The organism is Pseudomonas sp. LBUM1669, from assembly GCF_059695705.1.
On sequence record NZ_CP166784.1, the window covers coordinates 3,286,356 to 3,310,103 of the forward strand.

The 23,748-nt window shown below is 60.6% G+C and carries 18 protein-coding genes and 1 tRNA gene; 7 read left to right on the top strand and 12 right to left on the bottom strand.

Features of this window, described 5'->3' with window-relative positions; translation table 11 throughout:
* Nucleotides 1-4 precede the first annotated feature (4 nt).
* Nucleotides 5-100: transfer RNA gene (locus ACA051_RS15325), tRNA-Sec, on the top strand.
* 55 nt (nt 101-155) lie between these two features.
* Here ACA051_RS15325 and ACA051_RS15330 read toward each other — a convergent pair.
* From ACA051_RS15330 to phbB, 5 genes are all read right to left on the bottom strand, one after another.
* Nucleotides 156-1,478 carry an OprD family porin gene (locus ACA051_RS15330; protein ID WP_497370703.1) on the bottom strand — a complete coding sequence of 441 codons (1,323 nt, stop codon included), beginning with the start codon at nt 1,476-1,478 and terminating at the stop codon, nt 156-158.
* A gap of 65 nt (nt 1,479-1,543) precedes the next feature.
* On the bottom strand, nt 1,544-2,197 hold the full coding sequence (locus ACA051_RS15335) for a hydrolase (protein WP_497310604.1): 654 nt from the start codon (nt 2,195-2,197) through the stop codon (nt 1,544-1,546).
* A gap of 144 nt (nt 2,198-2,341) precedes the next feature.
* Nucleotides 2,342-4,045: a class I poly(R)-hydroxyalkanoic acid synthase gene (gene phaC, locus ACA051_RS15340; protein ID WP_497302837.1), complete on the bottom strand. Its 1,704-nt coding sequence runs from the start codon at nt 4,043-4,045 to the stop codon at nt 2,342-2,344.
* Nucleotides 4,046-4,147: 102 nt separating this feature from the next.
* A complete protein-coding gene (locus tag ACA051_RS15345; protein WP_497370705.1) occupies nt 4,148-5,326 on the bottom strand; it encodes an acetyl-CoA C-acetyltransferase in 1,179 nt (392 codons plus the stop codon).
* Nucleotides 5,327-5,383: 57 nt separating this feature from the next.
* A complete protein-coding gene (phbB, locus tag ACA051_RS15350) occupies nt 5,384-6,130 on the bottom strand; it encodes an acetoacetyl-CoA reductase (RefSeq protein ID WP_497302840.1) in 747 nt (248 codons plus the stop codon).
* 281 nt (nt 6,131-6,411) lie between these two features.
* Between phbB and ACA051_RS15355 the strand changes: the two genes are divergently transcribed.
* A complete protein-coding gene (locus ACA051_RS15355) occupies nt 6,412-7,449 on the top strand; it encodes an AraC family transcriptional regulator (RefSeq protein ID WP_497302842.1) in 1,038 nt (345 codons plus the stop codon).
* Between the two features lie 194 nt (nt 7,450-7,643).
* Here ACA051_RS15355 and ACA051_RS15360 read toward each other — a convergent pair whose 3' ends face one another.
* Entirely contained in the window at nt 7,644-10,100 is a 2,457-nt protein-coding gene (locus ACA051_RS15360; RefSeq protein ID WP_497370707.1) for a DUF3141 domain-containing protein, read from the bottom strand.
* A gap of 243 nt (nt 10,101-10,343) precedes the next feature.
* Between ACA051_RS15360 and phaP the strand changes: the two genes are divergently transcribed.
* Nucleotides 10,344-10,913: a TIGR01841 family phasin gene (gene phaP / locus ACA051_RS15365; RefSeq protein WP_497302845.1), complete on the top strand. Its 570-nt coding sequence runs from the start codon at nt 10,344-10,346 to the stop codon at nt 10,911-10,913.
* A gap of 38 nt (nt 10,914-10,951) precedes the next feature.
* Here phaP and phaR read toward each other — a convergent pair whose 3' ends face one another.
* The 6 genes from phaR to ACA051_RS15395 all read right to left on the bottom strand — a co-directional run bounded on the left by phaR (nt 10,952) and on the right by ACA051_RS15395 (nt 18,699).
* Nucleotides 10,952-11,500, bottom strand: a complete 549-nt coding sequence (gene phaR / locus ACA051_RS15370) for a polyhydroxyalkanoate synthesis repressor PhaR (protein ID WP_497302847.1) — start codon at nt 11,498-11,500, stop codon at nt 10,952-10,954.
* 232 nt (nt 11,501-11,732) lie between these two features.
* Entirely contained in the window at nt 11,733-13,001 is a 1,269-nt protein-coding gene (locus tag ACA051_RS15375; RefSeq protein ID WP_497370709.1) for an OprD family porin, read from the bottom strand.
* A 128-nt stretch (nt 13,002-13,129) separates the two neighbouring features.
* A complete protein-coding gene (locus tag ACA051_RS15380) occupies nt 13,130-14,902 on the bottom strand; it encodes an acyl-CoA dehydrogenase C-terminal domain-containing protein (protein ID WP_497370711.1) in 1,773 nt (590 codons plus the stop codon).
* Nucleotides 14,903-14,965: 63 nt separating this feature from the next.
* Complete coding sequence (locus ACA051_RS15385) at nt 14,966-16,636, bottom strand: cation acetate symporter (RefSeq protein WP_497370713.1); 1,671 nt, start codon at nt 16,634-16,636, stop codon at nt 14,966-14,968.
* Entirely contained in the window at nt 16,636-16,962 is a 327-nt protein-coding gene (locus ACA051_RS15390) for a DUF485 domain-containing protein (RefSeq protein WP_109631221.1), read from the bottom strand. The genes ACA051_RS15385 and ACA051_RS15390 overlap by 1 nt, the downstream gene beginning before the upstream one ends.
* 114 nt (nt 16,963-17,076) lie before the next feature.
* Nucleotides 17,077-18,699: an acyl-CoA synthetase gene (locus tag ACA051_RS15395; protein ID WP_010460312.1), complete on the bottom strand. Its 1,623-nt coding sequence runs from the start codon at nt 18,697-18,699 to the stop codon at nt 17,077-17,079.
* Between the two features lie 230 nt (nt 18,700-18,929).
* On the opposite strand from ACA051_RS15395, the gene ACA051_RS15400 reads away from it, so the two are divergent.
* The 4 genes from ACA051_RS15400 to ACA051_RS15415 all read left to right on the top strand — a co-directional run bounded on the left by ACA051_RS15400 (nt 18,930) and on the right by ACA051_RS15415 (nt 23,741).
* A complete protein-coding gene (locus tag ACA051_RS15400; protein WP_497370715.1) occupies nt 18,930-21,206 on the top strand; it encodes a PAS domain-containing sensor histidine kinase in 2,277 nt (758 codons plus the stop codon).
* Nucleotides 21,207-21,210: 4 nt separating this feature from the next.
* Complete coding sequence (locus tag ACA051_RS15405; protein ID WP_497370717.1) at nt 21,211-21,846, top strand: response regulator transcription factor; 636 nt, start codon at nt 21,211-21,213, stop codon at nt 21,844-21,846.
* Between the two features lie 78 nt (nt 21,847-21,924).
* A complete protein-coding gene (locus ACA051_RS15410; RefSeq protein ID WP_497302857.1) occupies nt 21,925-23,013 on the top strand; it encodes an AI-2E family transporter in 1,089 nt (362 codons plus the stop codon).
* A complete protein-coding gene (locus ACA051_RS15415) occupies nt 23,010-23,741 on the top strand; it encodes a hypothetical protein (RefSeq protein ID WP_497370719.1) in 732 nt (243 codons plus the stop codon). The genes ACA051_RS15410 and ACA051_RS15415 overlap by 4 nt, the downstream gene beginning before the upstream one ends.
* Nucleotides 23,742-23,748 lie beyond the last annotated feature (7 nt).

Consider the following 23,748-nt stretch of genomic DNA (forward strand, 5'->3'; position numbering starts at 1 on the left):
TCAAGGAAGGCAATCGCGCCCGGTGGCGCGGCCGGGCTTCAAACCCGGTTGGGGACGGCATCCGTTCCCGGGCAGGTTCGACTCCGGCTGCCTTCCGCCATTTCCCAAACACCCCCTATCCCTGTGGGAGCGGTGGTCACTGCATCACATTCCCTTCACGGATGCCCGAAGCTCAGCGGGTACTGGATGACCACGTACACCCGATCAATATCATCGCCCGCCTGCGCCGTATTGGCCCGATGCGACACATGGGACAGTTGCAGAAATAATCCCTTGGCCGCGCCGGACTGCACGATATAGCGCAGGTCGATGTCGCGCTCCCAATGCCGGCCGCCATCGCCTTGTTGCGGCACGTATTCGCCAATGGACGCATCGAAAGGGTTGTAGGCGCCACCCTTGGGCGCATGGGTGCCGTCGATCTGGCTGCCCATGACGTAACGCGTCATGAAATTCAGGCCGGGTATGCCGAAGGTGCTCAAATCGAGGTCGTAGCGTGCCTGCCATGAGCGTTCGTGGGCGCCGTTGAAGTCGGCGTACTTGATCGAGTTGGCGAGGTAGATCGAGTCGCCGCCGACAAAATCGAACGGCGTGTCGCCATTGATTTTTTGATAGGCCAGGGTGAAGGCATGGGCATCGACGGTGTACTTGCCCGACAGGCTGAACGCAGTGGTGTCGATGGCGCCGGCCAGCGCTTTGCCGGTGTCTCGCGTGTGGTAGAGATTGGCGTCGAGGAAGACTCCGGGCTGCATCAGGTGCAAGTTGGCGTAGTACTGATGCCAGGTTTCGGTGAGTTCTGAGGCATAGAGCGCGCCGCCGACGGGGCGTTGGGTGAACAAGTCAGCGCCCAGAAACGTTATGCCGCCGGCTTCGGTGTTGGCGCCGTAGCCGTAGAAGTTGCCTTTGCTCGAAGAACTGTCCTGGTTTTTGAACGCGGTGAAATGCCCGGCCAGCAGATTCACGTCATCGATTTCGCGGCTGTTCAACAGAAAACCTGTGGCGTATTCCGGTTGCAGGCGTTTGTCCGCGGTGTCGAACACTGGGGTTTCCACCATCATTTCGCCGAAGGCCAAGGTGGTTCGGGAGGCTCTGATTTTCAGCGCGCCACCGCCACTGGAATAGCTGTCTTCGCTACGGCCGTCATCATTCACGGGCAGCAATCCGGTCCCGGAATGTCCCTTGCCGCCATCCAGTTTCAATCCCAGAAAAGCATGGGCATCCAGGCCAAAGCCGAGCGTGCCAGGTGTGAATCCAGATTCAAAAGCGCTGATAAAGCCTTGAGCCCACTCGGCTTTATAGCTTTTACCTGTCGGCGAAGGGGACCGGTAGTCGCTGTTGAGGTAGAAGTTGCGGCTGAGCACGTCAACCGTCGCGCCGTCCAGGAACCCTTGTGCGGGTTCATCCGCCAAGGCGGTTCCGACGAATAGCACCGACAACCAAAAGGGCAGTCCGATGCGAAGGTCTTGCTTGCCAAACTTCATCGTCAATCACCACGCAGCGGCGACTGCGCAAAGTGCGCAGCCGCTCGCTTTTAGAGGAAAACCGCTTAATGGCCTTCCGAGGCACCGAACATGGTTTTGGCGTAGATCAGGCCAAGACCGTAGGAGCCACCGTTGGCAATCGAGGTTTTCACGGTTTCTTCATAGGTTTCGGTACGTGCCCAGTCGCGCTGCAGTTCCAGCAGGTATTGCAGCGAGGTCATTGGACGGGCGCCGATCTGGATCATGCGCTGCATGGCCATTTCATGGGCTTCGGTGCTGACGTCGCCACAGGCATCGGCAATCACGTAGACCTCGAAACCCTGGTCGATGGCCGACAGCGCCGGGCCGACGATGCACACCGAGGTCCACAGGCCGGCGAGGACGATTTTCTGTTTGCCGAACCTGTTGACTTCGACCGCGATGCGCTCGTCTTCCCAGGTGTTCATGCTGGTGCGGTCGATGACGTTGTGTTCCGGGAACACCGATTTGATTTCGTCGAAGATCGGCCCGGAAAAGCTCTTCTCCGCAACGGTGGTCAGGATGGTCGAGACCTTGAAGCCCCGCGCAGCCTTGGCCACGAGGGCGGCGTTGTTGCGCAAGGTGACGGCGTCGATCGACTTGGTCGCAAAGGACATCTGCGACTGGTGGTCGATCATGATCAGGGTGTGGTCGGTCGGGGTCAGCAGGGTTTTGCCGGGAACAGCTTTGGCGATGGCCATGGCGAGGTCCTTACGGGTGAGTGAGGAGGCCATGGTTACGCAGATTCTGGCGGGGATATTGAGTCGATGTGCTGTGTTTGGGTTTTTGCGAGGCCGCGCGAAGAACGGCCCCGCGCAATACCGGTCAGTGCGCGGGGCCGTCGGTCATTGCATCACATAACGCCCGGGCGCGGATTCCAGCGCCGGGTATTGCGCGTTACCGGTGTGCAGCACGGAAGGCTGGCGCTCGCCGGACTGGTCTGCCAGCCAGACGAACCAGTCATTCCACCAGCTACCGGCATGCTCCTGGGCATTCATGAACCAGGTGTCGGGCTCCTTCGAAACCCGATTGTTGGTCCAGTAATGGCGTTTTTCCCTGGCTGGCGGGTTGATCACCCCGGCGATGTGCCCTGAGGCACCCAGCACAAAGCGTTTGGTCCCGGAAAGCAATTGGGTGCTGGCGTAAGCGCTGCGCCACGGCACGATGTGATCGTCATGGGTGGCGAGGATGTACGCGGGTGCATCGATGGCGCGCAGGTTGAGTTTGACCCCGCAACAGTCCAGCTCACCGGATTTCAGGTCGTTCTGCAGGTAGGTGTGGCGCAAATACCAGCAGTACATCGGCCCCGGAAGGTTGGTGCTGTCGTTGTTCCAGAACAGCAGGTCGAGGGGGATCGGCTTTTGGCCCTTGAGGTATTTGTCGACGTTGTAGTTCCACCACAAATCGTTGGGGCGCAGCAGCGAGAAGGTGTTGCCCATGTCTTCGCCCTTGAACAGGCCGATGGGGCCCTCCTGGCCGCCGATGGTGCGTTCGCGGTAGGCCACCAGTTGTTCGTCGACGAAGATGTCGATGGGGCCGGTGTCGAGGTAATCGAGGAACGTGGTCAACAGGCTCACGCTGCCGATGTCCTTGTCGCCGCGCGCCGCCAGTACGGCCAGCGCCGAGCTCAACAGCGTGCCGCCGATGCAGAAACCCACGCAATTGGGGCGTTGTTCGCCGCTGATCTCGCGGGTCACTTGCAGGCCTTTGATGATGCCGGTGTCGATCAGGTCATCCCAAGTGGTGGCGGCGTGCGCCTGATCGAAGTTGCGCCACGACATCAGGAACACCGGGTGGCCTTGTTCCAACAGATGCCGAACCATCGAGTTGTCCGGGCGCAGGTCGAGGATGTAGTACTTGTTGATCGACGGCGGGACGATGAACACCGGGCGCCGGTACTGTGTTTCGCTTTGCGGGTAGTACTGAATCAGCTGGAACAGTTCGTTCTCGAACACCACTTCGCCAGGGGTGTTGGCCAGATCGACGCCGACCTTGAAAGCGCCGCTGTCGCACTGGCGCATCTTGCCTTCTTGCAGGTCGCTGGCCAGGTGCAACAGGCCGGTGAACAGGCTGCCGCCCTGAGTGTCGACGACGCGTTGCAAGGCGTCGGGGTTGCTGGCCAAAAAGTTGCTGGGGGCTCCGGCGGCAATCGCTTGCTCCACCAGGTACAGCAGACGCTGGCGGGGTTTCTTGTCTTTGATCGGCAGTTTATCGAGCAGCTTCAGCAGAAAACCGGCGTTGAGTAAGTAGAACGCCGCGAGGGAGCCGAACAGCGGTGTGCTCCAGTTGCCGCTGGCAAAACGTCGATCTTCAAAGGAAAACGGCTGGCCTGTCAGCAGACGCTGGCCCAGATCACCCCATTGGATTTGATACTCGGCTTGCAGGCTTTCCAGGGTTGTGCGCGGCAGGTCGAACCACTCCTCGTATTCCTGGCCGGTGAACCATGGATTGGTGCTGACCCACAGGCGTAATTGTTGCACTGCAAAGGAGGCAATGAACGGGACCTGGCCTGACCAGAAGGTGTTGAAGGTGTGCGCGTTATTGTCCATGGAACTCCTTGCCCACATCGGAAAACCGGGCAGAAAAAAACCGCGGTGCCGGAATTCGGCACCGCGTCAGCAGTCAAGCAAGCAGTCCTGTGTTTCTTATTTTTATCGTTCGATGACCAGGCTGACGCCTTGGCCGCCACCGATGCACAACGTGGCCAAGCCTTTCTTGCCGTCACGGCGAATCAGTTCGTGCACCAGCGACACCAGAATCCGCGCGCCTGACGCGCCGATCGGATGACCCAGCGCAATCGCGCCACCGTTGACGTTGACCTTGCTGGTGTCCCAACCCAGTTCCTTGCCGACCGCCAGTGATTGCGCGGCGAACGCTTCGTTGGCTTCGATCAGGTCGAGGTCTTCCAGGCTCCAGCCGGCTTTCTCCAGCACCAGACGAGTGGCCGGGACCGGGCCGATGCCCATGATCGACGGGTCCACGCCCGCACTGGCGTAAGCCTTGATGCGCGCCAGCACTGGCAAACCGAGGGCCTTGGCCTTGGCGGCGCTGGCCAGCAGCAACACGGCGGCGCCATCGTTGAGGGTCGACGAATTGCCGGCGGTCACGCTGCCGTCTTTCTGGAACGCCGGTTTGAGGTTGCTCAGTGCTTGCAGCGTGCCGCCCGGGCGCGGTTGTTCATCCGTATCGAACACCAGCGGATCGCCCTTGCGCTGAGGGATCAGGATCGGGGTGATTTGACCCTTGAAGTAGCCCGCTTCGATGGCGGCGGCGGCTTTCTGTTGCGAGGCGGCGGCGAAGGCGTCCTGATCTTCGCGGCTGAGGCTGTACTGAGTGGCCAGATTCTCAGCGGTGATGCCCATGTGGTAGTCGTTGAAGGCGTCCCACAAACCGTCCTGAATCACGCTGTCTTGCAATTGCGCATGACCCAGGCGCAAACCGGTGCGTACCTTGGGCAGCACATACGGCGCCAGGCTCATGTTTTCCTGACCGCCGGCAATCACCAACTCGGCGTCGCCGCAGCGGATCGCCTGGACCGCCAGTTGCACGGCCTTGAGGCCCGAGCCGCAGACCTTGTTCAGGGTCAGGGCAGGGGTGGTAAACGGCAGTCCGGCCTTGATTGCAGTCTGGCGTGCCGGGTTTTGCCCCGAGCCTGCGGTGAGCACCTGACCGAGGATCACTTCATCAATTTGCGCGGCATCCAGGCCGGTCTCTTCCAGCAGACGGCGGATCACTGCGGCACCGAGCTCAGTGGCCGGAATAGCGGACAAGGCGCCTTGAAAACTGCCGATGGCGGTACGAGTAGCGGCAACGATTACGACTTCGTTCATGCGTGACCTCATTAAGATTTTGTCCAGCGGGAGCAGGGCGTCCCTGCCCTGGTCGGTCTACTGCATGTTCATGCCGCCGTTCACCGAGAAGTCGGCGCCGGTGCTGTATCCCGATTCATCGGAAGCCAGCCAGGCGACGATCGAGGCGATTTCTTCGGGTTGGCCGAGGCGCCCGACGGGGGTGGCTGCGATCATGGTGTCGAGGATGTCCGGGCGGATGGCCGCGGTCATGCTGGTCTGGATGTAACCCGGGGAGACGGTGTTGACGGTCACGCCCTTGCCGGACACTTCCCGTGCCAGGGCCATGGTGAAGCCATGGATGCCGGCCTTGGCAGCGCTGTAGTTGGTCTGGCCGAACTGGCCGCGTTGACCGTTGATCGAGGAGATATTGATCACCCGTCCCCAGCCCTTGGCCAACATCCCTTCAATCACCTGCTTGGTGGTGTTGAACAGGCCTGTCAGGTTGGTGCCGATCACGGCGTTCCAGTCTTCGGGGGTGAGTTTGCGAAAGGAGGCATCACGAGTGATGCCGGCGTTATTGACCAGCACGTCGATCGGGCCGAATTGTTCCCGCGCCATCTCGAAGGCCTTGCGCGTCGACTCCCAATCGGTGATGTCGCCGTAGATGCATTCGAACTGATAACCCGCCGCCAGTTGACCGGCAATCCAGTCGTTCTTGCGGGCGGAATCAGCGCTGCAACCGACGATGACTTTGAATCCTTCCTTGTACAGGCGCTGGCTGATCGCCGTGCCAATCCCACCCATACCACCCGTGACCAACGCAATACGACCAAGCGACTTCATAAGCTTCGTTCCTTTATTTGTTTTGCGCTGCAAGATGGGGGGATTGTTCGGTATTGGCGGGGGATGCGGAAGTGTTGGAAGGTGACGGGCTGGTGTCCAACGGTGCCATGTCCGGATTAGTTGCATCCGCGCGACGAATGGTCGCAAATAATGGCTAAAGGTGAGAATTACCTATACTGGGGTCAATATTGGTAACTGACGCATCCGTTAGTCTTAGATTCACCGCAGATCAGTCATGGCTCCGGACAGGATGTTCGGTTCCACAGGTCATTGAGGACGCCATGTATAGAATGAGTTCAGGCTATGCCAGCGTGCTGGTAAATACGCTCTCGGCTCAAGGACTGGATGTTGCCAGTCTGTGTCAGGAGGCTGGACTAGACAGTAATCTCGCGGACCAACCAGGAGCGTTTTGCGAGCGCAATACCATCTATCGACTATGGGAACTGGCCGCGGAGGCCTCGGGCGACCCAGACATTGGCTTAAGGGCCTATGGAAGCTTCCACCCCGGCAGCTTTCAGATCATCGGCTACACGATGATGTCCAGCTTGAACCTGAAAAAAGCCCTTGAACGCCTGGTCCGTTTCAGTCCGTTGATCGGCACCGGGTTCAGCCTTTTCTTTACCGCCGAACAGCAACATTACCGACTGTCCGGGCTTGACCATCAGCAACAGGGTTCGGACAAACCGCGCCAGTACACCGACGCCGGATTGGCGTCATTGCTGGGTTTCTGCCGCAAGCTGTCGGGCGGCAACGCACCGCAACCCTTGAGCGTCGAATTCACCTATCCCGAACCCGAAGACACCACCGAGCATCGACGGCTGTTTGGCTGCGATCTGCGTTTCGACGCGCCTTACGACAGTATTTTGTTTGACGGGCAGGAGCTGATGCGGCCGTTGAGCATGGCCAACGAAGCGTTGGCAGTGCTGCATGACAGTTTTGCCGAGGCTCAACTGGACCTGCTGTTTGGTTTTTGCATTGTCGGCAGAATTCGTGCGCTGATCACCGAGCGCTTGAGTCAGGACCATGGGCAGTGCGACATGGAGTCGATCGCAGCGGCGTTGAACATCAGCAAGCGCACGCTGCAACGGGCGCTGGAAAAGGAAGGGACGCAATTCAAGGACGTGCTGAACGCGGTACGCCGACAACTGGCCGATTTCTACCTGCGCCACTCTCACTTCAACATGAAGCATGTCGCGTACCTCCTTGGTTTTCATGACCACAGCAGCTTCAACAAAGCCTGTAGCCGTTGGTTTGGCATGACGCCGGGGCAGTACCGCTCCGATGAATCGTTTGAGATCGAGGAAGCCGCGCCGGTGTGACGCGGTGCTCGACGGCGCTTGAACCTTTTGCGAGCAACGAATCCGCTGTGGGGGCAAGCTTTTGTGGCGAGGGAGCTTGCTCCCGCTGGGTCGCGAAGCGGCCCCAAAAGCTTTGCGACTGCTTCGCCCGGACGCGGATCGGCCGGCGGGAGCAAGCTCCCTCGCCAAAAAAGCTCGCTCCCACAAGTTGCTCATCATGGTGCAGGAGGTTTCTTCGTGCCTTTTTTGCCCTTGGCGGGTTTGCGCGTTTTTGTCGGTGCTACCGGTGCAATCGGCTCAGCGACGACCACTGCGGCCTTTTGTTTGACGGGCTCTGGCACGACGACCGGAGTTTTCGGCTTGATCGGCTCCGGGGTCGCCGCCGGGGCTTTCTCCTCGACAACATCGGCTTCACCCGGAGGTTGAGTCAGGCTGAAACCCGGCAGCGGCACATCGAGCAGCGTGTGAAGCTCACACCAGAACGGGTTGTCTGCGCCGCTGGTCAGCAACTCCGGCAGCAGATTGGCAACGGCCGCCAGCACCTGCTGGCGTTCTTCGACCTCGGCCAGCATCAGGGGCAAGCTGTTCAGGCTTTCCTGCGGGTGGGTGGCGACCAACAGTTTTTGCAGGCGCAGGGTTTCGCGCAGGTCCAGCGGCTCGGCACTGTAGTCCTGCAGCAGCACCTGTAATTTCTCGACGCTTTGCTTGCCTGGTTCGTCGCTATCGCGGCCCAGCAGGAACAGGATCCGGATCAAGGCTTCCATCAAGCCGCCGAGGGGCAGGGCGTCCTGAAGGCGTTCGATCAGGACTTTATCGTGCTGCTCGGCGTGCGCTTGGAGATTGCGTGCCGGTGCATTGCCGGTGAGGCTTATGAGCGCGCCATACACGCCGTAAAAACTCATTTCCTGAGCGGCATCACGTAGGTCCCGATAGCCGTTCAAGGCGTCCTGTATCTGGTTGGAAAACAATGCCTGCCAAGCCAGCAATGGATTGGACGGGCTTGCCGGGTGTCGATCCTTGCTCACATGGGCGGCACTGCCTGGCAGCCACCAGAGTGCCGGATTCAAACTGTTCCACATCACCTGTTGCTGGTGGAACGGGTGGGCCTTGCGCATCAGCTCGGCGGTCGGCTCGTTGATCAACTGGCGCAACCACGGCCGTACAAATCCGTCGTAAAGCGTGTTGTTGAAATCAGAGGCACGCTCGACCAGCGCGAATTCGCGATCGTCGTCACGGGGCGGCTGCACGTCACCGTGAATGTCGGCGATACGTCGTCGCTCGAAACGCACGGCGTAGGGCGATTGCGAATATTCCGGCAGGTCCTCGATGAGCATTTCATAGAGCCCGCCCGGCAATTCATTGATCGCGTCGACGGCGCCCAACAACTCACGGTGTTCACGCCGCGCCACTTCACCCGACACAAAAATGCCCAGATGACCGATGCTCGCGTGCCGCAGGTAAACGATGGTGCGACCGGCATTTTGCAGGGCGAGATCGCTGGGATAGACGTCGGTGATCCAGTCCAGCGCTTGTTGTGGCGAGGTGATGTTGTCGCCATAGGAGCAGAACACCACCACCGGCACTTCGATCAGCTTGAGATCAAGCCCGCTGCTTTTGCGACCGAGGCCGCCGGACAGCTGATTGCCGATGAACAGGTCATCGACAATCATCTCGATTTCCTCGCCATTGAGCAGGGTCGGGCTGCCCCACCAGCGTTCGAAATCCAGGAAGCGCGGAGCCTCGCTGTCGACTTCGCTGAACAGGTGGTAGTACTTGCCCCACCAGGTGTTGGCCGGGTCGAGGCTTTCGAAATTGCTCACCAGCCAGGTGCCGTCGAAACGGTCATTGCCCAGGTCGCTGCCCAGGCGTGCCATCCAGCCGCCGCCCAGCAAACCGCCGGTATAGCGCATCGGATTGCGCCCATTGACGCCCGCCCAGTACGACAAAGGCGCGCCATTGACGATGATCAGCCCCGGCAGTTCCGGGCGGGTCGCCGCCAGGCCCATCAAGGCCCAGCCCGCCTGGCAGTTGCCGATCACCACGGGTTTGGCGCTGGCGGGATGTCGCGCGCTGACCTCTTCGATAAACCGCGCCTGGGCTTCAACGATGTCCGCCAGGGTTTGCCCCGGACGTGGTGAATGGCTGAATGAGATGAAATAGGTCGGGTGACCGGCGCGCAGGCTTTCGCCGATCACCGAGTCCTGTTTGAAACCGCCAATCCCCGAACCGTGGCCGCCGCGCGGGTCAATGATGATCACCGGCTGCTTTTGGCTGTCGAGCTGTTGTCCGGGGCCCGCGAGGATCTGCAGCAGCGAGTAGTTGACCGGGCGCGGCAGGTCTTCGCCGGCGATCAGCGTTTCATGATTGAACTTGAGCAGCAGCGGATACCCGGCGCGTTCGTGAGCCAGGGTGTTGTCGCCGCGCTGACGCAAGGTGTCCCAGAACAGCACGCTGCGTTGGCCAAGGTCGGTGAAGTATTCCTGCCAGTCAGCGGGGGTCGGCTGTCTCAGTTGTTCAAGGCTTGATGGTGCGTAGGTTTTGGCCTGGCGCTGTTGCACGGCGTCAAGCACGTTGTGGGTGTTGAGGCGCTGCAGATGGTTCAGGTGCTCGAACAAACCGGACAGAGTCGAAAGCCCTTCATCTTGCAGCGCAATATTTTCTTCCTGACCCATTGTGAACTCCTGACGCCACGCGTGGGAACGTTGCCCTGACTAATAGCAGCCAAGCCGGCCGTTCGATTGTCACGAGCGTATAGGGAATAACGGTCAAGGAAGTGAACTTTATTGTGCGCTGCACAAAATAGGCGTTGCCAAATAGTTTTGTGCGCTGCAATATCAAGGCTAGCGCGATGTCTGGCAGGATCGCTATCGCGTCCTCTGGTCCATTCGGGCCTTCCAGTACCAGGAGATTCAAGCATGTCTTTTTTCAATTCGGAAAAACTGCAAACCGCTCAGAAAGCCAACCTCGATCTTTTGCAGCAGATCAGCGGCAAAGTCTTCGCCAGCGTTGAACAGCTGAGCCAGTTGCAGTTCAAGGCACTGCGCGACTCCACCGAAGAGCACTTCGAGGGCGTGCGCAAGCTGCTGGCCGTCCGTGATCCACAAGGTTTTGCCGATTTGCAGGCGTCGTTCACCCAGCCGAGCGTCCAGACCGAACGTCTGGCCGAGTTCAATCGTCAGGTTCAAGCGCTGATCGTGGGCACGCAGTCGGACATCGCCAAACTGACGTCGAGTCAGGTCGAGGCAGGCACCCAGCAGGTCAATGAGTTTGTTGACGCGATCAGCAAGAATGCACCGGCCGGCTCCGAGCCTGTCGTGGCGGCGTTCAAGTCGGGCCTGGCGAATGCCGGCACGGTGTTTGAAAGCGCACAGAAAGCGGTGAAACAGGCTGCCGATGTGGCTCAGAGCAATTTTGACGCCGCCACTGCCGCTGCCACCAAAGCAGCGCCAGAAGCGGGCACCAAGGCCACCAGCGGCAACAAGTAAGTCATTTCAGGCCAGCGGCACAAAAAATGGCGATGGGTTTACTCCCCATCGCCATTTTTTTTCGGCCCGTTATCGGTGCCGGGCTTGGCGCCAAACATGCCGAACAGGTTCTGGGTATTGAGGTACAAGGCCTTGGACTGGTCGACATACTGGCGCATCAGGTCCTGCATGACCGGGGCCTGTTGATGCATGAAATCGCTCCAGGCTTCGGACGACTGCGCGCCGGTCTGCGACTGGATGTCGATGACGGTCTGGATGCTTTTGTCCAGGTAGCTGCCGAGCACACCCTGATACGGACCGTAGAACTGGATAATCCCCATCAGCATCTCGCTGGTGAAGATCGGCTCACCGCCGCTTTCGGCTTCCAGAATCACTTGCAGCAGGATACTGCGCGTCAAGTCTTCGCCGCTCTTGGCATCGACCACCTGAAACGCAACTTTATCGACGACCAACTGACGGATGTCCGCCAGCGTCAAATGACTGCTGGTGTGGGTGTCGTAGAGTCGGCGATTGGGGTACTTCTTGATCAGGCGGGGGGTGGTATCAGTCATGCGGGGCGTCTCGCGGCGGGCCTGGTTTGCAGGCATCTTAACCTACTATGGCCACTGCCGCGGGATGGGGTAGGTCGGGAGCAATATCTTCGGTGCTTCTGAGGCCTCATCGCGGGCAAGCCCGCTCCCACAGGGATCTGGGGACACTGAAGATCCCTGTGGGAGCGGGCTTGCCCGCGATGAGGCCCGTCATCACAGCGAAAATCCACAATAAAAAAGAGGACTGCGCCGCCAAGCGAGTCCCCCCCTTTGTGAAACCTGAACGGGTTTACCAGATCGGCAGGGTGTAGCTGACAATCAAGCGATTCTCATCCAGATCACTGCCGAAGTTGGTCGAACGCACCGTCGCATTACGCCATTTCACCCCGACATTCTTCAGCGGACCGCTCTGCACGACATAACCAATGTCGGTATCACGCTCCCATTCCTTGCCTTCGGGACGGTTGCCGCCCAGGTCGATGTTGTCGCCAGTGATATAGCGCGTCATGAAGGTCAGGCCCGGCACGCCCATAGCCGCAAAGTTGTAGTCGTAACGCGCCTGCCAGGACTTTTCGTCCTTGCTGGCGAAGTCACCGATCTGCACGAAGTTGACCAGAAACGCATCGGTGCCGTTGACGTAGGCGTAGCCGGTGTCGCCGCTCATGCCTTGATAACCGAGGCCCAACGCATGCCCGCCGAGGCTGTAGGTGAACATCGCGCCAATCGCGTTGTTGTCGACATTGCTGCCGCCATCATCCGTGGAACGGGCGAATCGCAGATCCGTCTTGAACGATTGTCCCGTCGTCACCGGCATCACGTAGGTCAGGTTCACCAGGTGCTGACTGTAGAAATTGTCGAGGTGGCCGTAGCTGTAGCCGGTGGCGAGGTTGCTGGTCCATTTGTAGTTCAGGCTGGCGAAATCAAAGCTGTCGCTGTCGAGATGCCGCGTAGTGATGCCCTTGGCGCCGGTCCGGGTGATGCCCATGTCCTCGTAGTCCGAGGAGTCACGCTGATTGACCTGGGTCAGCCGCCCGGCATCCACGGTCAAGCCTTCAATCTCCAGCGAGGTCAACTGACCGCCCTTGAAGGTTTGTGGCAACAGCCGTGAATCGTTGGCCAGTACCGTCGGCAGTTTCGGCAGCAACGTGCCGAGTTTCAGGGTGCTTTTGGAGGCGCGCACTTTGGCGGTCAGGCCCAGTTCGCCGTACTCGTCCTGCGCCCCTTTGCTCGTGTCGCGGTGGCGTTTGAGCAGGCCGGAACCTGCGCGATCAGGGCTGGAATCGAGCTTGACGCCGACCAGGCCAATGGCATCGAAACCCACGCCGATCAAACCTTCAGTGAAGCCCGATTCATAGCGCAGCAGGAAACCCTGGGCCCATTCCTCTTGTTTGGATTGAGCGGCGTTGTCCTGGCGATAGTCACGGTTGAAATAGAAGTTGCGCAGCTCAAGGCTGGCCTTACTGTCTTTGACAAAGTCAGCAGCGGCGGGGGCCGAGAGGCTGATGACGCCGCCGGCCAGCAACAGGCGGGTAGCGAGGGTTCGGGTGTTGCGGTCCATGGTGAAGCCCCTTTGTTTTTATTATGGAAAGACAGGTCCCGCGGCCCTCGTCAGGTGGACGAGGGCTTATCAATAAAAAACGCGGACGCCGAATCGAGAGGAGCGTGGCGCCGCGTGCGGTTCAATCGTTAGAACTGTTCGGCGCTCAGGCCATACAACGAGGCACTGCCGGCGAGAATGGAATGCTCCAGGCTCAAAGTGCGTGGTAGCAGGCGGCGGATGTAGAAATCAGCGGTGGCGATCTTCGCGCCATAGAACTTGGGGTCTTCGCTGAGTTTTTTCTTCGCGACCTGCGCCATGCGCGCCCAGAGCCAGGCGTAGGCGACGTAACCGAACAGGTGCAAATACTCGACCGAAGCGGCGCCGATTTCATTGCGATTGGTCGCGGCCTGGTCTTGCAGCCAGTCGCTCAGGTTTTCCAGACGCTGCACCGCATCGAACAGTTGCACGGAGTAGGGCGCGTCGGGCTGATGGGCGAAATGACGGATTTCACCGGTGAACTGGCGCAGCGCGGCACCGCTGTCAGCCAGCACTTTGCGACCAAGCAGGTCCAGCGCCTGAATGCCGTTGGTGCCTTCGTAGATCTGCGCGATGCGCACGTCACGGACCAACTGCTCCTGGCCCCATTCGCGGATGTAACCATGACCGCCGAACACTTGTTGGCCGTTGATGCAGCTTTCCAGTCCGGTGTCGGTGAAGAACGCCTTGGCCACTGGCGTCAGCAGCGCGACCAACGTCTGGGCACTGTCGCGCTCCTTGGCGTCATCGGAAAACTTCGCCAGGTCCAGTTGCTGCCCGACATAACTGGCGAACGCACGGCCACCTTCGGTCATGGCCTTCCTGCTCAACAGCATACGGCGCACATCGGGGTGGACGATGATCGGATCAGCCACTTTGTCCGGGGCAATCGCGCCGGTCGGTGCGCGGCTCTGCACACGTTCACGGGCGTAAGCCACGGCGCTCTGATAGGACGCTTGCGCACAGCCGATGCCCTGAATGCCGATGGACAGGCGCTCGTAGTTCATCATGGTGAACATCGCCGCCAGGCCTTTGTTGGCTTCACCGACTAGCCAACCGCTGGCACCGTCGAAATTCATCACGCAGGTGGCAGAGGCCTTGATGCCCATCTTGTGTTCGATCGAACCGCAGCTCACGGCGTTGGCGTCGCCGAGGGAACCGTCGGCTTTGACCAGCACCTTGGGCACGACGAACAGTGAGATGCCTTTCGGCCCGGCCGGCGCATCCGGCAGTTTGGCCAGCACCAGATGGACGATGTTTTCGGTCAGGTCCTGATCGCCACCGGTGATGAAGATCTTGCTGCCGGTGATGCTGAAACTGCCGTCGGCCCGGGGTTCGGCGCGGGTGCGGATGATCCCCAGATCAGTGCCAGCATGCGCTTCGGTCAAGCACATGGAACCGGCCCAGCGGCCTTCGTACATCGGCGGCAGGTAGAGGTTTTTCAGGGTCGCGCTGGCGTGGGCGTCCAGTGCCAGGCAGGCGCCGGAGCTCAACGCCGAATACAGGGCGAAGCTTGAGTTGGCGCCGTAGAGCATTTCTTCGAACTGCACGGCGAGCATCTTCGGCATACCCATGCCGCCGAAATCGGCGTTACCGGACAGGCCCACCCAGCCGCCTTCGATGTAGGTGGCGTAGGCCTGTTTGAAGCCGATCGGCGTGCTGACCTGGCCATCGAGCCACTGGGCGCCTTCTTCGTCGCCGCTGCGATTCAACGGCGCAATCAGGTGCGAAGTGACTTTCGCCGCTTCCTCAAGAATGGCATCGGCGGTGGCAGCGTCGACCGTGTCGGCCAGGGCCGGCAAGCGCGCCCACAGGGCCGGGGCGTCGAACACTTCATGCAGCACAAAGCGCATGTCGCGCAGCGGGGCGTTGAATTCGGGCATAGCGTGAACCTCAAAAGGTGTGCGATGGGCACGGCGCCGTAACGGCAGGCCGTGCCCTTTCAATCAATGAGCGGAAGCGCTGGCGGCGCCGAGGCCGGTCTGGGCGCGAACGAACTGGTCGGCGTAGGCATCACGCTCCTTGTCGGCGCGCACGCTGCGGTCGAGCTTAGACACCACCACGATCACGAAGAACGCCAGCGGCATGGAGAACAGCGCCGGGTGGTCGTAGGGGAAGATCGAGTGAGCGTGACCGAGCACGGTGACCCAGACCGCTGGCGACAGGATCACCAGCACCAGTGCGCAGATCAGCCCGGCGAAACCGCCGAGGATCGCGCCTTTGGTGGTCAGGCCTTTCCAGTACATGGCCATGATCAGCACCGGGAAGTTGGTCGACGCGGCGATGCCAAAGGTCAGGCCCACGAGGAATGCGACGTTCATCTTCTCGAACAGAATGCCCAGCAGAATCGCGATGATGCCCAGGCCCACGGTGGCCATGCGCGTCACACGCATTTCCTGTTTCTGGCTGGCCTTGCCTTTCTTGAACACGGTGGCGTAGAGGTCATGGGAAATCGCCGAGGCGCCCGCCAGGGCCAGCCCGGAGACCACCGCCAGAATGGTGGCGAAGGCCACGGCCGAGAGGAAACCGAAGAACAGGTTGCCGCCCACCGCTTTGGCCAGGTGCATGGCGACCATATTGCCGCCGCCGATCAAGGCGCCGCCGACTTCACCGTTGACGTAGTACTGCGGGTCGGTGCCGATGATCACCATCGCGGCAAAGCCCAGGGTGCAGACAACCAGGAAGAAGAAACCGATAAAGCCTGTGGCGTAGAACACCGATTTACGCGCTTCCTTGGCGTTCGGCACGGTGAAGAAACGCATCAGGATGTGCGGCAGACCGGCAATCCCGAACACCAGGCCCAACGACATCGACGCGGTGTTGATCGGGTCGGCGAGCATCGAGCCTGGGCCCATGATGTTCCAGCCGCTGGCATGGGCCTGGACAGCTTTGTCGGCCAGGGTTTCGTAGCTGAAACCGAACTGCGACATGGCCATGACCGCCAGGGTGGTGCCGCCGGCGAGCAACAGCACAGCCTTGATGATCTGCACCCACGTAGTGGCGATCATGCCGCCGAAGATCACGTAGACCAGCATCAACGCACCGACGATCACCACCGCGACCGGGTAGTCGAGACCGAACAGCAATTTGATCAACTGACCGGCCCCGACCATCTGCACGATCAGGTAGCAGCACACCACCGTCAGCGACCCGAACGCGGCGAAAATCCGCACCTTGTTCTGGTCCAGTCGATAGGAAACGATGTCGGCGAAGGTGTAGCGGCCCAGGTTGCGCAGACGCTCGGCCATCAGGAAGGTAATGATCGGCCAGCCGACGAAGAAGCCGATGGTGTAGATGAAACCATCGTAGCCCTTGGCGAACACCAGGCTGGACAGCCCCAGCAGTGTGGCGGCGGACATGTAGTCACCGGCAATTGCCAGACCGTTCTGAAACCCGGTGATGCCACCGCCCGCGGTGTAGAAGTCCGACGTCGATTTGGTTTGCCGTGCGGCCCACCAGGTAATCGCCAGCGTGCCCAGCACGAAGACGAAGAACATGCCGATCGCATGCAGGTTCAGCGGTTGTTTTTCCACTGCGCCCATTGTCGGGGCCGCGAGGACGATGGAGGCCGGCAACAGACCGGCAGCGGCGAGGATGAGCTTACGAAGCAGGTTCATCACTTGCTCTCCTCAAGAATGGCGGCGCCCAGTGCATCGAAACGTGTGTTGGCGCGGTAGACGTACCAACCGGTCAGCAGCCAGGAAAAAATGATGATCGCCGCGCCCACCGGCATGCCCAGGGTCAACATCCGATGTTCGGCGAGCGGCGCATGCAGCCATTGCGGGGCAAACGCCACCACCAGCATGAACCCGTAGTAAGTGCCCAGCACGGCGGCACTCAACGACCAGGCCAGACGCGAACGGCTGCTGACTAATTGCAGGAACTTCGGATTGGTCCGAATGCGTTCACAACGTTGGGTATCGGTTGAATGGATGTCGATCATGGGTGGCTCCACATTTGTTGTTATAGGCGTTTTGACGGGGCAGAATTCGGCGTGCACGAGCCCGAAGCGGCAGGTAAAACACCTGCCGCCGGGTGGGTAAAACGTCGGTTCGGGTTAGAGCGCTTTAGCCCTGTCGCGCAGGACGTACTTCTGGATCTTGCCGGTGGACGTTTTCGGCAACAGGGTGAAGATCACCGTGCGCGGGACTTTGAAACCCGCCAGATGCTCGCGGCAGAAACTGATGATGTCGGCCTCGCGAACGTCCTGGTGGTCCGCCTTCAAGGTGATGAAGGCACAAGGCGTTTCACCCCATTTTTCATCGGGACGGGCGACCACAGCCGCTTCCATCACACCCGGATGGCGATACAGCACGCCTTCCAGTTCGATGGTGGAAATGTTCTCGCCGCCGGAAATGATGATGTCCTTGAGTCGATCCTTGATCTCGACATAACCGTTGGGATGACACACCGCCAGGTCACCGGTGTGGAACCAGCCGCCTTCGAACGCTTCGGCCGTGGCGGTCGGGTTTTTCAGATAGCCCTTCATCACGGTGTTGCCGCGCATGAAAATCTCACCGATGGTCTGACCGTCCCGCGGGGTGGGTTCCAGCGTCTTCGAGTCACCGACCATCACGCCTTCAAGTGTCGGGTAGCGCACGCCCTGACGGGACTTGATTTGCGCCCGTTCGTCCAGCGGTAACTCATCCCATTCGGCATGCCAGGCGCAGAGCGTCACCGGACCGTAGGTTTCGGTCAGGCCATAGACATGGGTGACCTTGATGCCCATTTCTTCCACGGCGCCGATGACTTTGGCGGGCGGTGCAGCGCCGGCAACCATGGCGTTGACCGGGTGGTCGATGGCCGCTTTCGCCGATTCCGGCATGTTGACCAGTGCATTGAGCACGATAGGCGCGGCACACAGGTGAGTGATCTGATGCTCGCGGATCAGCGTGAGGATTTTCTGCGGATCGACCCGGCGCAGGAACACATGCACACCGGCCATTGCAGTGATGATCCACGGATAACACCAACCGTTGCAGTGGAACATCGGCAGGGTCCAGAGGTAGACCGGATGGTTGCCCATGGCCCAGGTCATCTGGTTGCCCAGTGAGTTCAGGTACGCGCCGCGATGGTGATAAACCACGCCTTTGGGGTTGCCGGTGGTGCCGGACGTGTAGTTCAGCGAGATGGCTTGCCACTCGTTGTCCGGCCATTGCCAAGCGTAATCCGGGTCGCCTTCGGCCAGTAGCGCTTCATAGTCCAGATCGCTGACGGCCTTGCCTTCGCCGTACTCCGGGTCATTGACGTCGATGACCAGCGGCGGGTGATCGAGCATGCCGATGGCCGCGTGAATCACGTCATGGAATTCGCGGTCGGTGATCAGCACCTTGGCTTCACCGTGCTGCAGCATGAAGGCAATGGCTTCGGCATCCAGGCGCACATTGAGCGGGTTGAGTACCGCACCGATCATCGGCACGCCGAAATGCACTTCAAGCATCTCAGGAATGTTGGGCAGCATCACCGCCACCGTGTCGTTCTTGCCGATGCCGCGACCGGCCAGCGCTGAGGCCAGACGCCGGCAGCGGGTGTAGGTTTGCGCCCAGGTACGACGGATCGAACCGTGGATGACGGCCGGGTAGTGGGGGTAAACGCTGGCAGTGCGCTCGATGAAGCTGAGCGGAGACAAGGCAATGTGATTAACAGCCGAAGGGCCTAGCCCTTGTTCATAGATCGACATGACGGGTACTCGGTGGCTGATTGTTAGCTCTATGGATGACCTGTTCAGCGTAGCCGCTGAGGTCATCCTTTATGTCCGGCCTGCTTTATATAACAGTCTGCCACGCACATGGAAGTACAACCTACGCAGTATAGTATATGTACTATATTTGATTCTTCCTCCTCCAAATGAATGCGGCGATACCTCTAGCGCCGGTATATTCTTGGCTCCCCCGACAACGCGGACCTGTGATGACCCTGACTCCCGTTCGATTGCACAGCTGGTTGCGCCTCCAGCGCGAGGGCGTGTCCCTGGCCGCTCGGGCGGATGCGTTGTGCCGTGCGTTGCAGGAATGTCCCGAGGTGCGCCGGGCGGTTTACCTGAGCTGGCAACCCACTGCGCGAATTTACAGCCACGAAGGTGCCGCCCAGCATTTCCCGCCTGGCCTGGGCGATCCGTCGCTGGCCAGCGATCAACCGCTTTTTGATCGGCTGGGCGAGACCGGACGCCTGGACCTGGCCCAGGTCCGGCAACTCGATTGCTGGCTGTCCGGCCGATTGCGCCGTGCCGCGATCAGCCATGGCCAGGTGTTTGATCTGACCTTGCAGGCGGGGCAGGCAGGCCTGTTGCTGGTGGAAGTCTGCGACGGTGTGAGCCTGGACTGGCTGGGTTGGGTGCAGGATTTGTTGACCACCTTGCTCAGCAGCGTCAACGGCATGCTGCGGGGGTCGCCGCTGTTGGGGCACGACCCACAACCGAGTCTGTTGCTCGATGCGCAGGGGCGGCCGCTGGAGTTCAATGCGGCGCTGCTGGCCTTGCTCGCGGAAAAGCCGCTGACCGAGGTGCTGGGCTTTTTGCCGGTCAATCACCGCGTGTTGGTGCGTGCCTGCCTTGACCAGCAACGCGCCATCGAAGGGGTCGAAGCTCAGTTCGAGGCGCAGATTCTGATCTGGACGTTTATTCCCGATCCCCAGGACAACCGCGTGCTCGCCCGTTGCCGCGACGCCACGGTACAAGTGCTGGCCGAACGCGAAGCGGCCACGGCACGCCGGTTGTACCGGCTGATCATCGAGAACACCACCGACCTGATTTCCCGGCACACCCCTGACGGACGTTTTCTCGATGCCTCGCCGGCATCCTGGACATTGCTTGGCTACTGGCCCGAAGAATTGCGCGGACAAATGGCCCAAGGCCTGTTCCACGGCCAGGACCTCGCCAACCTGGTGCAGCGTGCGCGGGACGCGCTGGAGCAGGACGGTTATCACACCATGACGTACCGCATTCGCCACCGTGCCGGGCATTACCTGTGGTTTGAAACTGCCAGTCGGGCGATCCGTGAAACCTACACCGGCGCGGTGGTCGAAGTGGTCAGCGTGTCGCGGGACATCACGGCCCGGGTGCAGGCCGAAGAGAACAAGCGGCGCCTGGCGGAAGTGGTCGAGGCCAACACCGATCCGGTGTTGTTCATCGACCCTGACGGGCAAGTCACTTACCTCAACCCGGCCGCGCGGCGCATCCTCGGCATCGACGAGCAACAACCGATGCCGGCCCTGGCGCAGCTGTTTGCCAGCGCTGACCTGACGCGCCTGCAACGTGACGGCTGGAGCAGCGCCGAACGCGACGGCGTGTGGAGCACCGATGCACGCTTGCAGCCGCCCGGTGGCGGCACTTCGGTGCCGGTGTCGCTGGTGTTGCTGGCGCACCGTTCGGCCGGCGGCGAGCGCTATTACTCATTGGTGGCGCGGGACATGACCGAGCGCGAATTGCGCGAGGTGCAACAGCGACGTCATCAAGACGAATTGGCCCACACCGCACGGTTGGTCACGCTGGGGGAACTGGCCTCGGGCATTGCCCACGAAATCAACCAGCCATTGGCCGCCGTGGTCAATTACGCCAATGCCAGCCAACGCTATTTACAGACGCTCGATTCCAATCCCCAGGCCGCCGAACGAGTGGCGCAAGGGTTGCAGCGCATCACCCAGCACGCCACCCATGCCTCGGAAGTGATCAAACGGTTACGGGCGTTTCTGCGCAAGGGCCAGCGGCGCATGCAGGCGCTGAACTTTACCGATGTCGCCCGTGAAGCCGTGCGTTTGTGTGCCTGGGAAGCGAGCAATTGCCAAGTGACAATCGAGGATCGACTGCCGGATAATCTGCCGCCCGTTTATGCCGACCGGGTGCTGCTCGAGCAGGTGCTGCTCAATCTGTTGCGCAATGCCATCGACGCCAACCGCGAACAACATCCGGGGCAGCCCTCGCTGATCGTGATGACGGCGGAGCAGGGCGGTGGTGCCACCGTGGAAATCCGTGTGCAAGACCAGGGACCGGGCGTCAGCGAGCCCGAACTGGAGCAGATATTTACCCCGTTCTATACCAGCAAGGCCGATGGCCTGGGTCTTGGCTTGTCCATGAGCCGCAGCATCATCGAAGGTTTCGGCGGTGAATTGCAGGCCCGGCGCCAACCGGTCGGGCTGCTGATGGGTTGCCGCTTGCCGCTTGCCGGCCCAACAAAACAACAACAGGAATAATGCAATGGCAGGTGTGACGGAGCACGTGGTGTATGTGGTCGACGATGACCAGGGCATGCTCGATTCAACGGTCTGGTTGCTGGAATCGGTCGGGCTCAAGGCCTTGCCGTTTACCAGTGGCGTAGAGTTCCTCAGTGCCTGTGATGCCACGCTCGACGCCTGCGTGCTGCTTGACGTGCGCATGCCCGGCATGGGCGGGTTGAACGTGCAGGAAGAAATGCGCGCTCGGGAGCTGAACCTGCCGATTATCTTCGTCAGCGGCCACGCCGATGTGCCCATCGTGGTGCGCGCGTTCAAGGCCGGCGCCCATGACTTCATCGAAAAACCCTATAACGAGCAGTTGTTGCTGGACAGCGTGCAGCAGGCGCTGAGCAACTGCGCGGCGAACCGTTCGGGTAATGAGGGCAATGACGCCTTGCAAGCCCGTTTGCTGACACTGACCCCCCGCGAGCGCGATGTCTTGCTGCCGCTGGTGCAGGGTTACACCACCCGGGAAATCGCCGAGCAACTGGGCGTCAGCGCAAAAACCGTCGACCTGTATCGCTCGCGGGTGATGAAGCGCATGCAGGCCAACACCCTGCCGGACCTGGTGGGCATGGCCATTGCCGCCGGACTGGTCGATCCACTGAAACTGCGTTGAGGCCTCGCGCCGGGTATTCAGCGTCTATGCTGGGCTAACCGATCCGCAACCGTTGCAGTGATCTGCAAGGAGGCACCCGTGGAGCCCACGCCCTTTACCGAAAAAACGCTCACCCGCACCCTGCTTGATGTGCTGATTCGTGCCGGGTTGATTGCCGTTCTGGTGCTTTTCTGTTTCGAAATATTCAGCCCGTTCCGCGACTTGATGCTGTGGTCGCTGATCCTGGCAATCACCCTCTATCCGCTGCAAGAGCGGCTGCGGGGGACGCACAAGCCAGGGCACGTGGCGACGCTGATCATTCTGACCGCCATCGTCATCCTGATGGTGCCGATCTACCTGCTGGGCACCTCGATTGCCGACTCGGTCGAACGGGCGATGGAAATCGTCAAGGGCGGAGGCTTTCACATTCCGCCGCCGGCCGAGTCAGTCGCCAGTTGGCCGCTGGTGGGCCAGCCACTCTCTGATTTATGGCTGCAGGCCTCAACCAATCTCCCCGACCTGACCGCCAAATACGTACCGCAGATCAAACACGTCAGCCTGGGCCTGTTGGGCAAACTCGCGGGCGTCGGCATGGGTTTCCTGACGTTCATCTTCGCCTTGATCATTGCCGGGATTTTCATGGCCCATGGTGAAAGCGGCAGCCGCGCTGCGGTACAGATCGCCTCGCGCGTCAGCGACCCGGCCCGGGGCCCGAAAATCGCCGAACTCTGCACCGCCACCATCCGTGCGGTAGCGCTGGGCGTGGTCGGCATCGCGTTCATCCAGATGCTGCTGGTGGGGCTCGGTTTTGTCTTCAAGGGCATCCCCGGTGCCGGTCTGCTCGCTTTGGCGGTGCTGCTGCTCGGCATCATGCAGTTGCCGGTGACGCTGATTACGCTGCCGGTAATTGCCTTCGTCTTTGCCACCGAAGGCGCCAGCACCGTGACCATCATTTTCTCCATCTATGTGTTCATTGCCGGCCTGGTGGACAACGTCCTCAAACCCTTGTTGCTGGGGCGCGGTGTCGATGTGCCGATGCCGGTGGTGCTGATTGGCGCCTTGGGCGGTATGGTCACCAGTGGCATCATCGGGCTGTTCATCGGCCCGGTGGTCCTTGCCGTCGGCTATCAATTATTCTGGCAGTGGGTGCAGGATCGACCGTCGGAAGGAGGAGGGCCTCCACTGTGAATGCGCAGGATCATCAACTGCTGGATCAGGTACTGATCGCCCATGGTGGTCTGGACCGCTGGAACAGCTTAAACACCATGCGCGCCACCCTCGTGACCGGTGGTTCGCTCTGGGGCGCGAAAGGGTTGACCCAGGACAGCGCACCTCGCCAGATGACTGTTTGGCTGCACGAGCAGAAAGCCTCGGTGACCCCCTTCGGCGGGCCCGACAAGCGGACGGCCTACACTCCCGACAGAATCGCCATTGAAACCGCAGACGGCAAAGTGATTGCCGAGCGCCAGACGCCCCGGGAGTCCTTCCGCGACCACGACGAAAACACGCCCTGGGATCCACTGCATCGCGCGTACTTCAACGGTTATGCGCTCTGGTCCTACCTGACCATGCCTTTTCTGTTCACGTGGCCGGGTGTGCTGACCGAGGAAATCGAACCCTGGCAAGAAGGCGCACAGCACTGGCGCCGCTTGCGGGTGCACTTCCCTGACCACATCGCCACGCACAGCGCCCTACAGGATTTCTACTTCAGCGAAGACTTCCTGCTGCGGCGACACGACTACAACGTAGACGTCAGTGGGGGCATGCCTGCCGCCCAGTATGTGTCTGACTACATCGAGGCTGACGGGCTGCGCATGCCCGGCAAGCGTCGTGCCTACCGACGCGGGAAGGACGGCCAGGCCGACATGGATGCCTTGCTGGTGGCCATCGATCTCAGCGAAATCGGCTATTCCTGATGCACTG